Genomic DNA, 12,877 nt, shown 5'->3' with positions numbered 1-12,877 from the left:
CCGTTCGGTGGAGTGAAGAAGTCTGGCTACGGTAGGGAAAAGGGTCAGGAAGCCCTTGATGGCTACGTGCAGACCAGAAATATTGGCATCCGGATCTCACAACCCTTGTCTGGTTCGGGCAACAGCGTCCGCAACAGCTCCACTTGACCTAGTTGTCGCCAGCAGTTGTTCGCCATCCGCCACACGTTGGGTGTGGCGGCCGAGACGCCGGCATTTGCCAAGCTTTTTCGTTGCGCGAACGTAGCGCCGGACGCGATGGGCTGATCAGAGGGCCACGGCTGCCAGTTCAGGATTGAAAAATTGCTCAACTTATTGCGGTTCAGGTCATATGTCTGGCCCGCGGCACCGCCACTCCCTCTTTTCGAGCAGAATTTCTCGGACATCCTTCGCGAAGATTCGGACGACCTCGAACGGGTACCGCGCTGCCTTACGGACGGCCTTGGCGTCGTTGGCGAACGCTTGCGTTAAAGCTCCAGCGATGCGGCGTCAGCTCTTGCCGGAAGGGCCAGCACGTTCCGCATGAGGACCCGCAGCTCTGCTATGTCGCGCACTGCACCTCGCCACCCTGATGCCTTCTGCGCATGTGAGATCACGCGATTTCTGGTATTCCGGGGAGGGGTCGCCGCCGGACGGCGCCAGCCAGGTCATTGCAATGTGGCGGATGCCGAGTTGCTGGGTACGGCTTCCCGCCGGGGTTGTCTCCCCCTGGCGCTGCCCCCATAACGGAACAGGTCTTTCCTCGATCAGATTATGCGCCAATACCAAAAAGAACGCAGATTTCCTGCGTGGCAAGAGCTATACGAGCCAAAATCGGTCTTGGAAGCGTGCTACCTTAACGGCCAGACGGAGGGTTATGGAAGGACATTTGTCGGGTCATGTGAGCTCTGAGATTCGACCCTATGCCCAAGAAACAGGACCGCAGAGCTAGCGCCCTCCACTGACGGTGGCATTCGGGACTAGGCCTTAGTTCCGATGCGTAAAGAGGATGGTGAATGTCAATTTTGGAGTTTCTCCAACAATTTAAGCCCGTTCTACTGCAGGGAACGCTGGTCACATGCACGCAGTTCCTGCTCGCTGCTCTCATTGCGATCTTGGTCGCCCATGTGGCAGGACTTGGAAAGATTTCGAGAAACCCGCTGGTCCGCGGCGCTTCGGTGATTTACATTGAAGTGTTCCGCGGAACGTCGCTGCTGGTGCAGCTATATTGGATTTTCTTCGTGTTGCCGCTGTTTGGTATAACGCTTCCGAACTTCACCGCCGGCTACATATCCGTCGGCCTCAATATCGGTGCCTATGGCGCCGAGATTGTGCGCGGCGCCATAGAGTCAGTTCCGCGCGGACAATGGGAAGCGGGAACCGCGCTGTCGATGCCGCAGGGCGTGAGGATGCGCAGGATCATACTGCCGCAAGCGCTGGCGATCATGCTTCCGCCGTGGGGTAATCTCCTGATCGAGCTTCTCAAGGGAACCGCCCTGGTCTCCCTCATCTCGGTCGCCGATCTCATGTTCCAGACACGCCAGATCAACGCCTCGACCTATCTGTCGGCGCAGGCGTTTGGAACAGCTTTGATTATCTACTACATCCTTGCCAGGTTCCTCATAACCCCGATGATGCGCTGGGCCGAACGCTTGGTTGCCCGGAGGCTTGGAAGGGCATGACATTCAACTGGCGCTGGGATTTTACGTGGGAGATCCTGCCACAGTTGCTGTGGGCAACCCTCAACACGTTGATTGCGGCCGGGGTCGGGTATGCAATCGCTCTGGTCGGCGGCCTGCTGCTCGCTCTTGCACAACGCACAAAGTGGCCCGCACTGACATTTGTCGTCAGGGAGCTGATTGAATTCATCCGGTCCACGCCCTTGGTCCTGCAGATTTTCTTTGTTTTCTACGTCGGACCCCAGTTCGGGATTTTCCTGTCGCCCTGGGTATCCGGCATCTTTGCGATCGGTCTGCACTATTCGGCCTATCTCTCAGAGGTTTACCGCGCAGGCCTCAATTCCGTGGCTCCCGGGCAATGGGAAGTGTGCCGTGCGCTGAACATGTCCCCCCGCGTCACCTATGTACGCATCATCATCCCGCAGGCGCTTGCGCCTGCGGTGCCAGGCCTCGGCAACTACCTGGTGGGCATCCTCAAGGACACGCCCATGCTGTCGGTGATTGGTGTCATGGAGCTAATGCACACGGCCAACGCGTTAGGGTCCGAGAACTACAGGTATTTGGAACCTTTTACTTTGGTTGGCCTGATTTTCCTCTTGATCTCGCTTCCGACGGCCGGACTCGTCAGGATGTTCGAACGACGGCTGCGGCTGAGACTAGGACTGTAAAATGAGCAATACCGACTATCCCCTTGAACTGCCGGAGAATGACCGCCCCATGGTCCGGTTCATGAACGTCAGCAAGAGCTATGGAAGGCTCAACGTCATCAGCCACCTCGATTTTGACGTGGCCGAAGGAGAGATGGTTACCATTATAGGACCCTCAGGGTCCGGGAAGACCACGGTGTTGCGAGCCCTTATGACACTCGAAACTATCAATGGCGGCGTGATATACGTCGACGGCAAGCCGCTGACACACATGCCCCGCGATGGGATCCTTGTGCCGGCAGACGAGCGATACCAGCGGAAGATTCGCTCCTCGATCGGGATGTGTTTCCAGCACTTCAACCTGTTTCCGCATATGACCGCGATCCAGAACTGCATGGAAGGCCCAGTCCAGGTACTGGGGCTTTCGAGGAAAGAGGCGCTTGAGCGATCCGAAGAGCTCCTGAAAATGGTGGGTATGATCGACAAGCGCGACCAGCATCCTTCCCGTCTATCAGGAGGACAACAACAGCGCGTCGCCATAGCCCGCGCGTTGGCGATGCGGCCCAAGGTGATGCTTTTCGACGAAGTCACTTCCGCCCTCGACCCCGAAGTCATCGGCGAGGTGACACATGTCATTCGAAAGCTAGTCGCCGAGCACAATCTAACCATGATCATGGTCACGCATCAGATGGGCTTTGCTCGCGACATCTCTGACCGCGTGTGCTTCTTTTATGGCGGCTCGATAGAGGAGCAGGCGCCCCCGCAAATATTGTTCACCAGCCCACAGCGCGACCGCACCAAGCAGTTCCTCTCTGCCGTCAAGGAAGCGGTTTGAAAGATCCGCATTGAGTCTTCGTCCCCGATTGCATGGCCTTGACCCGCTGAGGGACTACGGTCATGGAGCGTTCAGTCCCGTCCCGACCGGTCAGCGAAGTATTGGCCTAGAGGCTTTGATGGATCGAGGCGCAGTTCCTCTCGTTACCCGAAGGCGATGGCCAGTCAGTCTGGCAACTGGCGCTTTGCGCGACATCCGTCGCGAAAGGACCGCTGCTGTCCAACTCCGCCCATTTTATTGCTGGGCAAAGATTGGTCTCATGGAGGCCAGCATGCCTCCACTTCAGAGCTTGCTACGGCGCAGACGCCTTAGGGGTCTGACGTTCTAAGTGCATCTGATAGCGAGACCATCTTGTCGTAAGATGAATCCGATCGGCAAACTGAATTTGACATAGAATCTCAGAGCAGTGAAACGTACCGGGTTCAGTTCTTGCCTAGGTTCGCATTATCAAGATTAACCAGGACTGAAGCTTGAATGACAGCACCCCTCTCCAAGAGCCTGCGCGAGCGCATCGTACTTGCGATTGAAGCTGGCGAGAGCTGCCGGTCGGTCGCGGCTCGTTTTGGGATTGCAGTTTCTTCCGCCGTTAAATGGTCGCAGCGCTACCGAATGAGCGGTTCTATCGAGCCTCGCAAGATGGGTGGCCACCGAAAGCGCGTTCTGGAACCTCACCGGGATTTCATTCAGGAGCGAATCGACAAGGCCCCGCATTTGACACTGCATCAGTTGAAAGCCGAGCTTGAGGCACATGGTGTGAAGGTCTCACATGACACCGTTTGGCAATTCCTGCGGCGTGAGGGGCTAAGCTTCCAAAGGTGGACAAGCTCCGTGCCAATTTTGCGTGGCGACCCGAAAGCCGAGCCCGAGCAGACCCTGCATACTTGATTGGGTTATGCCGGGACCTGATGCAGAGTCATTCTTCTCGATGATGGGTGAGCTTGATAACGCTTTCAGGCTCTTTCATGCTGTATCGCTCGACGGAACACCGCTGTCGTCGTGGCGCTCCCATGAAGAACCCGGCACATAGCGCATCCCGGATTCGGAGGACAAGCCGCATCAAAACCTGGATCAAACGTCTAGCGTCGGTTGCCAGAACCTGGGCGTCGCCCTTCCCACGTTGATCGAACCCGCCGCTACGCCAGTCGTCGCGCGCGGGCACGCTGCAAGAAGCTGAACGTACGCCAAAGGCCGGTACCGGCAGCCGCGACGGCTTCGACGGCAATACCGAAGCGGGCCTCTGCCTCATGCCGCTGAACCGGCTTCTTCGAACACTGATTTCGAAGGCCGGCGCATCGCTCTTTTTGCTCGACGGTTGCCGAATTGCGATGGAGTTGGCGCCGTTCGATCATCGGCGTTCCAGCGCGGGATCCATCATTGCCGTTCAGTGTTTGACATAGATCTCTCGCGGGAAGCTGGTCAGAGTCTGGCAGCCGTCAGCGGTGACGAGGATGGTTTCGCTCACTTCGATCCCCCAGCCGTCCATCCACATGCCGAGGATCGAATGAAGGACATTGCCTGGCTTCAGGATTGTCTTATCCCCTTGGCGCAGGCTAATCGTGTGCTCGCCCCAGTCTGGCGGATAGGCCGCGCCGATCGAATAGCCAATGCGGGATTCCTTCTTCAGGCCGTAGCTCTGGATGACCTTGCGCCAGCTCGCCTCGATGTCCTCCGCCAAGACGCCAGGCCTGATGGTCGAAAGCACGGCCTCCATGCCTTCGAGCACGGCCTTGCCGGTGTCGCCGACCTTGGCTGGCATGGCGCCCAGCTGAAGCGTCCGCGCCAGACCGGCGGCATAGCGACGAACAACGCCGGCCAGCTCGAGCGCGACGGTTTCGTTGTGGCCAAAGTGACGATCGCTCCACATGATATGCGGCGCCGATGCATTTTCGCCCCCCAGTATTGTCGGTGGCAGGGCGGTGATGTCGCCGGCGAAATCCGGCGATCCAGCTACCTGAGCGGCTTGGATTTTGGCGATGGCGTCGCACTCGCGAACGCCTGGCGCTATCACCTCATATGCCGCGGTGACCGCCGCCTCGGCAAGACGCGAGGCTTTGCGTAGGTAGCCGATCTCGGCTTCCGATTTGACGCTGCGGATCCAGTTCACCATCAGGTCGGCGTCGTGGAACACTGCGTTTGGCAGGCCCGCTGTCAGGCGCGCATGCGCCTTTGGCGAATAGTAGTAGGCCTCAAGCTCGATGCCGATATTGCCGCGCCCCCAGTCCTTCCTGTCGATCCAGGCGGCAATCCAGTCCATCGGATGACGGTCGGTGCGCTGGACATGATCTTCGGGAAAACCGACGACGTTCTCCGGCTTCATCCAGGCCGTCAGCAACCCGCCGGCGGCATCCATGGCGCGACCGATCCAGACCGGCTCCTCGTCGGCGAGCGGGACCAGGACCATCTGCGGCGTGTAAAACGACCAGCCGTCATAGCCGGTGATGTAATGCTGGTTGGCGACGTCGTTGACGATGAGAAGATCGAGGTTGCGGCGCGCCATTTCCGCGCGAATAGCGGAAAGCCTGCTGCGGTATTCGTCGGGGTGGAATGGCAATGGTATCATGTTGAGAAAATCCTCTTCTATCGCGCCCGGGTCGACCCAGAGCGAGCCCGGTTTTCGAACCTGACAATCGACACGAGCTCATCGACGTGAGCCCATCACCAACACCAGCGCCATAACCGATCTTCACAGAACAACGCTCTGCTAGTGGCAGTTAGGCACTCGTTCGTAACTTAGCCTCCGGTCGATTTTTCTGATTCTATTTTCTTCCGGCGCGCTCGACCGCGTTTTTTTTCGTTGGTGAACTGGCAGTCGTGATTGATGCGGCGCGCACCCGTAGGCGTCTCGGTACGCTTTTGAGAAGTGCGATGCGGAGATGAAGCCGCAAGCCATCGCTATCTCGACGACCGGCAGGCGGGAACTGATGAGCAGCAGATGCGCCCGTTCCAGGCGAAGATCCAAGTAATAACGGCTTGGAGAACATCCCAGTTCTCTCCTAAACAGCCGCTCGATTTGACGTCGGGAAAGACCGGCTGATCCCACAAGTTCGTCCAATAGCAGTGGCTCCGTAAGGTTTGCCTCCATCTCCTCGATTATCTTGATGACCGCCCGATGATTTAGTTGCACTCGTGAATGGAGTGGCAAACGTTGGCGGTCACCCGCTGAACGGGTCCTGCACGCGATAGCTTTTTCACAAATACGATTGACCACTATCGTCCCATGGTGACCGTCAATCAAATCTAGGAACATGTCGAAGGGAGCGTCTCCCCCGGCGCAGGTGTACAGGTCTCCATCCCGCTCAAAGGCGGTTTGAGTGGCTGACACACCCAGAAAGCGCTCAGAGAATATAGGAAATTGTTCCCAGTGAACCGCGCAACGCCGCCCTTCTGCAACACCGGCACGAGCAAGCGCAATCGTTCCGCTACTTATGCCTACGAGACAACTGCGGTGGTTTCTGCACTCTCGTAACCAGGCTTCAAGCTGTTTGTGCGCGCTAGGAGCACTACGGCCGCCGACGACGACGACGGTCGGTGCTGAGATTGATCGACGAGTTCTTTCACGTTCGAACGACAACGACGATGCAGCGCATACCAACAACCCGCAACTTGAGACCACAGGCCCCCCGTCGTCCGAAACGACCTGCCAGCTATACACGTCCCGCCCCAACACTTCGTTGGCGAGCCTTAGCGCCTCTACTGCCGACGAGAACGCCTGGAGCGAAAAGGCAGGGAGGAGGTAAAAGCAAAAATTTCGGCAGGTCGACTGCGAGTCTAGCATCCCGGGAGTTCCTTTTCTGCTAGCCTGATCTCTCGTTCGTGAAACGGCCATGTGCAAAACTGCGCGACCGGCTTTGGCATTTGGATTGGCGCTGAGCCACCACATTCGGGTGCCGAGGATTCTCCCGCTAAGTGTCCATTGATCTTCGCTAGCGTCGCCACCGGTGAACCGCTCAGGAGGCTGAACCTGCCTAAGGCAGACATCAGGGCGTCTGGCGCCGCAGGTTCGGCTGTCGCCCGCCTCAGACGCTAAGCTCCCTCTCTCGTGAGCTCATCCATAACGAAGCGCACTGCACTCTCAGCGATGCCAATGATCTCTTCCACTTCAGACTTGGTTGTCACCAAAGGCGGAGCGAAGCCGAGGATGTCACCATGCGGCATGGCGCGGACGATCAGGCCGCGGTCGCGTGCTGCCTTCGAAATGCGTGCACCGACCTTCAGCGACGGATCGAAACGTTTCTTCTTGCCGCGATCGGCAACGAATTCGATTGCAGCCATTAGACCGACGCCGCGCACTTCGCCGACGATCGGCAACTGCGCGAACTTCTCCTGCAACTGCGCCTGGAAGAACGCGCCGACGTCACGGGCATTGCCGGGAAGGTCTTCTTTCTCGACGATGTCGAGGACCGCGTTGGCCGCGGCAGCCCCGATCGGATGGCCTGAATATGTATATCCGTGCGAGAATGCCCCGACCTTGTCTGCCCCGTCCTCCAGGACCTTGTAGACTTTTTCACCGACAATTGCCGCGGAAAGCGGGAAATAGGCCGAAGTCAGACCTTTTGCGATCGTGATGAGGTCTGGCTCCATGCCGTAGTGCTGCGAGCCGAACATGGAGCCAGTACGGCCAAAGCCGGTTATAACTTCATCAGCAATGAGCAGCACGTCGTGCTTCCTGAGCACGGCCTGGATTGCTTGCCAGTACCCTTCCGGCGGAGGCGTGATGCCGCCGGTGCCGAGCACCGGCTCGCCGATGAAGCCCCCCACGTTGTCTGGCCCCAGCCGCTCGATCAGCTGATCAAGTTCCTCGCCGCGCCGCGCTGAAAATTCCAGTTCGGTCTCGCCCGGGGTTGCACCCCAGTAATGATGCGGAACACCGGTGTGAACAATCTGCGGAAGCGGCAGGTCCATGTGGTCGTGATAAAAGCTCATGCCGGTCATCGAGCCGGACACGACGCTGCAGCCGTGATAGCCGCGTTCACGCGAGATGATCTTCTTCTTGGTCGGCTTACCGCGGAGATTATTATAATACCAGACGAGCTTGGCCTGCGTCTCGTTGGCGTCCGAGCCGGACATGCCGTAGAACACCTTGCTCATCTTGCCCGGCGCCATCTTCACGAGGCGATCGGAAAGGATTGCGAGCTCGTCGGTCGTGTGGGCGGCGTAGGAATGATAGTAGGCCAGACGGAAAGCCTGGCGGGAAATCGCTTCGGCGACCTCGGTGCGGCCGTAACCGACATTGACGCAATAAAGGCCGGCGAATCCGTCGATCAGCTGGTTGCCATGCGCATCTTGAATGCGGATGCCTTTGCCTGTCTCAACGATGGTCGGCTCGCCGAGCTTGCCGGTGGCAAAATCCTTGAGCTGTGTGAAAGGATGCAGGACAGCATTTCTATCCTTCTCGCTGATGTCCTTGATGTTGATACTCATGCGTCTGTCCCTTCAGTTTGCCGTATTACCGATGCACACGTATTTGGCTTCCAGATATTCGGCGAGACCATGCCTTGAGCCCTCGCGGCCGAGCCCGGATTGTTTCCATCCGCCAAAGGGTATGGGAGCGCCGGTGAATTTCGGGGTGTTAACGGCGACCATGCCGTATTCCAACTGATCGGTTAGCCGCATGGCGCGATTCAGATCTCTTGTGTAAACGTAAGCCGCAAGGCCCATTTCCGAGTTGTTGGCTCGTGCAAGCACTTCCGCCTCCTCATCGAACGGAAGGACTGCCGCCACCGGCCCAAAGGTCTCTTCCTTCGCCACCAGCATGTCGTCCGTGACATCGGCGAGAACAGTCGGGGTAACGAAGTTGCCCCCGAGAAGACTATCCTGTCCGCCAACAACGATGCGAGCCCCGGAGCAAAGAGCTTCGGACACCTGCCGTCTGCACTTTTCGGCGACGGATGGTCTGGTCATTGGGCCAATATCGACGCCGGGTTCGAATCCGTGTCCGACTTTCAGTTTACCGGTGGCCTTCGCGAATTCTTCCACGAAGCGCTCATAGTTGCCTCGTTGAACATAGATCCTATTGGCTGCCAGGCAGTCCTGACCGGATGTGGCAAATTTGGCTGCTATGCATCCAGCTACGGCTGTCTCCATGGGGGCATCATCGAAAATTATAAAAGGAGCATTGCCGCCCAGCTCAAGCGAAGCCTTCTTCACGGTTTTTGCCGACTGCTCGAGCAGGATCCGACCGACCTCCGTCGAGCCCGTGAAGGAGAATGCCCGCACATCTCTATGATCCAATAGCCGTTTTGCGAGTGGGGCAGCCTCTCCCGTGATCACCTGAAACACGCCAGCCGGGATTCCTGCCTCCTCGGCAAGGCGGGCAAGCGCCAGAGCGGACAAGGGCGTTTCCGGGGCTGGCTTCACAATCATCGTGCAGCCCGCAGCCAAGGCGGCTCCTGCTTTCCTGGTGATCATCGCCGACGGAAAGTTCCAAGGCGTGATAGCGACCGTCACTCCGACCGGCTGCATCTGCACGGAGAGCCGGCTGCCCGCAAGATGGCTCGGAATGGTCTCGCCATATGCTCGCTCACCCTCTGCCGCAAACCAGTCAAGAAAGCTGGCGGCATATAAAATTTCACCGTGCGCCTCGGTTAATGGTTTGCCTTGTTCAGCGGTCATGATGGTGGAAAGGTCTTCCGCATTCTCGCGAATACCGGCGGCCCATCTCCGCAGACATGCGCCCCTTTCCCAAGGAAGAACATTGCGCCAATGTTCAAACGCAGTCCTCGCGAAGCTGACCGCGTCATCTACATCAGACACCTCACAGGCAGCCACGTGAGCCAAGTCCTGGCCAGTAGCCGGGTCAACCACCAAGATCGTCTCAGCCTTGGAGAGCCAAGCTCCATTCACATAGGCGCACTTTTGAAGGAGGTCCTGCCTTTTGAGCTCCTTTAACGCGGCAGTTGCTGTACCTTTCATTACTAACCTCACAATCGACCGTTCATTTCCGGCAAAATAGCCGTGCAACTGCGTCGATTGGCAGCGCGATCGAGGGCCACCAAGGCGTTCTCCTGCGAATAAGGGCATGGGACTGAGGTTTTTCGCCGTTGGATCTCTGTCGGCTTATGGGCAAGGTTCAGCAAGGAAAGATGACATTGTCATCTGTGGCCATCCACGATCACACTCAGCCTGGAGGGGCGGCGAACGGTAAGTTGCAGTTGGCCACGCTAGGCGGACCTTTTGCGGGGCTGACACTTCGGCTTCGCAGTATACCTCAGGATTGTAATGGGCTTCGAAAGGTGGGGAAGTTGATTGTAAGATCGGTGACCTGGTGGGGAGATCTTGTGCTTAGATCGCCACTGCGGTTTGTGAAAACAGATTGGGGAAAATCCCAAAAATCACACTAAATCGAAAATCTTCTTGCCGAAAATATTTCTGCTGCGCTCCCAATGGGTGGCAACCGCTTCCCAGGCGACGAAAGAACCAGGGAAGAGGATTTGCTGCGCAAGCGGCCGCAAATATGCAGATCTTGTGCGGCATCACCGGCTGGGCAGCAGAACCCCAGCGTCCAAGGCGTGCTAGCCTGTGAAGAACACAAAAGGACTTGGAAAAGCAACAGCCCGATGCTGGGGAGCCCACGATGAGCCACACGATCAACCACCTGAAGAAACTGAGGCTGCAGCGCAGCGAGTTGGCCGTTCCCGGCTCCAGTCCGGAGATGATCGACAAGGCGGCGAACAGCGCCGCCGACTTCGTATTCCTCGACATCGAGGATGCGGTCGCCCCGCCTGACAAGGAACGCGCCCGCAAAAACATTATCCAGGCGCTCAACGACATCGACTGGCGCGCCAAGGGCAAGACCGTCTCGGTGCGCATCAACGGCCTCGATACCCATTACATGTATCGCGACGTGGTCGACGTCATGGAACAAGCGGGCGACCGCCTGGACACCATCCTGGTGCCGAAGGTGGGCGTTCCAGCGGATCTCTACATGGTCGAGGCCATGGTCAACCAGATCGAGATGGCTAAAGGTTTCAAGACCCGTGTCGGTCTAGAAGCGCTGATCGAGACCGCGCTCGGCATGGCCAATGTCGAGGCGATCGCCGCCACGCCGGGCCGGCTGGAAGCCATGCATTTCGGCGTTGCCGACTATGCCGCCAGCAACAAGGCGCGCACCGTCAACATCGGCGGCCTCAACCCCGATTATCCCGGTGACCAGTGGCATTTCGCTTTGTCGCGCATGACGGTCGCCTGCCGCGCCTACGGCCTGCGCGCCATTGACGGACCGTTCGGCGATTTCTCCGATCCCGAAGGCTACAAGGGAGCCGCAAGGCGCGCCGCAGCACTTGGCATCGAAGGCAAATGGGCGATCCATCCCTCGCAGATCGCGCTCGCCAACGACGTCTTCTCGCCACCGGAAAAAGAGGTCACCCGCGCCAGGCGCATCCTCGAAGTGCTGAAAGAGGCCGAGGCGCAGGGCAAGGGAGCGGCAGCCCTCGACGGCAAGATGATCGACGCCGCGTCGGAGCGCATGGCCAGGAACGTATTGGCGGTTAACGAGGCGATCGAGCGCGCCGGCCAGGCGCATCTGGCGGCGCAGTAAAAATACCGGGAGGACATGATGGACATCCACGAATACCAGGCCAAGGAACTGCTTGCCCGTCATGGCGTGCATGTGCCGCGCGGCGGGCTGGCCTACAGTCCGGAGCAGGCAACATACCGTGCCAGCGAGATCGGCGGCGGCAAATGGGTGGTCAAGGCGCAGATCCATTCCGGTGCGCGCGGCAAGGCCGGCGGCATCCGCATCTGCTCGTCCGACCAGGAAGTGTCCGATGCGGCCGAGGCGATGCTGGGCAGGAAGCTGGTGACGCATCAGACGGGGCCGCGCGGCAAGTTGGTGTCGCGGCTCTATGTCGAAGAGACCGTCGACATTGGCCAGGAAATCTATCTCGCCTTTGTTCTCGACCGTAAAGCCGAGCGGGTGATGATCGTCGCGTCTGCGTCCGGCGGCATGGAGATCGAAGAGATCGCCGAAAAGCAGCCAGATTCAATCATTCGCGCGACTGTCGATCCTGGCGCGGGAATGCAGCACTATCAGGCGCGCGAGATCGCCTTCGGGCTTGGTTTCGAAAACAACCTCATTGGCAAGGCGACCGAAACCCTGCTTGGTTGCTACCGCGTGTTTCGCGACTACGACGCCTCGATGCTAGAGATCAATCCGCTGGTCGTCACGCGTGACGGTAATCTGATGGCACTGGACGCCAAGATGTCGTTCGATGAGAACGCGCTGTTTCGTCGTCCCCAAATTTCCGAACTGCGCGACAAGTCGCAGGAGGATCCGCGCGAAACCTTTGCCAGCGACCGTGGCCTGTCCTATGTCGCCCTCGACGGCAATATCGGCTGCATCATCAATGGCGCCGGTCTCGCCATGGCGACAATGGACATGATCAAGATCGCCGGCGGCGAACCGGCCAACTTCCTCGACATCGGCGGCGGCGCCTCGCCCGAGCGGGTGGCGAAATCGTTCCGCGCCGTACTTGGTGACAAGAATGTCGAGACCATCCTCGTCAACATCTTCGCCGGCATCAATCGCTGTGACTGGGTCGCCGAGGGCGTTGTCAAAGCAATCCGCGAAGTCGGCGTCAACGTGCCGTTGGTGGTGCGGTTGGCCGGCACCAAGGTCGAAGAAGGGCGCCGCATCCTGGCCGATTCCGGCGAGGCGGTGGTCGTGGCCGACACACTGGCCGAAGCCGCCGAAAAAGCCGTCGCCGCCTGGCGCGCGGTGTCACTGAAAAAAGCAGGCTGAG

Annotated in this window: 11 protein-coding genes and 1 pseudogene; 7 read left to right on the top strand and 5 right to left on the bottom strand. The window is 58.7% G+C overall.

All coding sequences use genetic code 11. The features are described 5' to 3' along the window. From EOA78_RS18430 to EOA78_RS18410, 5 genes and pseudogenes are all read left to right on the top strand, one after another. On the top strand, window positions 1-147 hold a 147-nt coding region (locus EOA78_RS18430; protein WP_127316361.1), incomplete at its 5' end, for an aldehyde dehydrogenase family protein. 845 nt (window positions 148-992) lie between these two features. Continuing rightward, entirely contained in the window at window positions 993-1,658 is a 666-nt protein-coding gene (gene ehuC / locus EOA78_RS18425; protein WP_126057678.1) for an ectoine/hydroxyectoine ABC transporter permease subunit EhuC, read from the top strand. Next, window positions 1,655-2,323 (top strand): ectoine/hydroxyectoine ABC transporter permease subunit EhuD, encoded by a 669-nt coding sequence (gene ehuD, locus EOA78_RS18420; protein ID WP_126057679.1) that lies wholly within the window; start codon window positions 1,655-1,657, stop codon window positions 2,321-2,323. The genes ehuC and ehuD overlap by 4 nt, the downstream gene beginning before the upstream one ends. A 1-nt stretch (window position 2,324) precedes the next feature. Beyond that, window positions 2,325-3,137: an ectoine/hydroxyectoine ABC transporter ATP-binding protein EhuA gene (ehuA, locus tag EOA78_RS18415; RefSeq protein WP_127316360.1), complete on the top strand. Its 813-nt coding sequence runs from the start codon at window positions 2,325-2,327 to the stop codon at window positions 3,135-3,137. Window positions 3,138-3,611: 474 nt separating this feature from the next. Continuing rightward, window positions 3,612-3,953 (top strand): annotated as a pseudogene (locus EOA78_RS18410) (helix-turn-helix domain-containing protein); the annotation flags it as partial. A 317-nt stretch (window positions 3,954-4,270) separates the two neighbouring features. Here the strand turns inward: EOA78_RS18410 and EOA78_RS18405 are convergent. The 5 genes from EOA78_RS18405 to EOA78_RS18385 form a co-directional block, all read right to left on the bottom strand. Then, window positions 4,271-4,486, bottom strand: coding sequence for a hypothetical protein (locus EOA78_RS18405; RefSeq protein ID WP_127316359.1), 216 nt, complete (start codon window positions 4,484-4,486; stop codon window positions 4,271-4,273). Between the two features lie 32 nt (window positions 4,487-4,518). Next, the gene (locus EOA78_RS18400; protein WP_127316358.1) at window positions 4,519-5,697 is read right to left on the bottom strand and encodes a M24 family metallopeptidase; all 1,179 of its coding nucleotides are present in this window, start codon (window positions 5,695-5,697) and stop codon (window positions 4,519-4,521) included. A gap of 141 nt (window positions 5,698-5,838) precedes the next feature. After that, on the bottom strand, window positions 5,839-6,912 hold the full coding sequence (locus EOA78_RS18395) for a GlxA family transcriptional regulator (RefSeq protein WP_127316357.1): 1,074 nt from the start codon (window positions 6,910-6,912) through the stop codon (window positions 5,839-5,841). Between the two features lie 248 nt (window positions 6,913-7,160). Continuing rightward, complete coding sequence (locus tag EOA78_RS18390) at window positions 7,161-8,558, bottom strand: aspartate aminotransferase family protein (protein ID WP_127316356.1); 1,398 nt, start codon at window positions 8,556-8,558, stop codon at window positions 7,161-7,163. 12 nt (window positions 8,559-8,570) lie between these two features. Beyond that, window positions 8,571-10,049 (bottom strand): NAD-dependent succinate-semialdehyde dehydrogenase, encoded by a 1,479-nt coding sequence (locus EOA78_RS18385; RefSeq protein ID WP_127316355.1) that lies wholly within the window; start codon window positions 10,047-10,049, stop codon window positions 8,571-8,573. 661 nt (window positions 10,050-10,710) lie between these two features. On the opposite strand from EOA78_RS18385, the gene EOA78_RS18380 reads away from it, so the two are divergent. Next, window positions 10,711-11,673 carry a CoA ester lyase gene (locus EOA78_RS18380; RefSeq protein WP_126057685.1) on the top strand — a complete coding sequence of 321 codons (963 nt, stop codon included), beginning with the start codon at window positions 10,711-10,713 and terminating at the stop codon, window positions 11,671-11,673. An 18-nt stretch (window positions 11,674-11,691) separates the two neighbouring features. After that, the gene (locus EOA78_RS18375; protein ID WP_127316354.1) at window positions 11,692-12,876 is read left to right on the top strand and encodes a malate--CoA ligase subunit beta; all 1,185 of its coding nucleotides are present in this window, start codon (window positions 11,692-11,694) and stop codon (window positions 12,874-12,876) included. Window position 12,877 lies beyond the last annotated feature (1 nt).

The organism is Mesorhizobium sp. M5C.F.Cr.IN.023.01.1.1, assembly GCF_003997585.1.
GTDB lineage: Bacteria > Pseudomonadota > Alphaproteobacteria > Rhizobiales > Rhizobiaceae > Mesorhizobium > Mesorhizobium wenxiniae.
The sequence above is the reverse complement of the archived record's forward strand: the minus strand, read 5'-3'. Positions and strand labels throughout refer to the sequence as shown.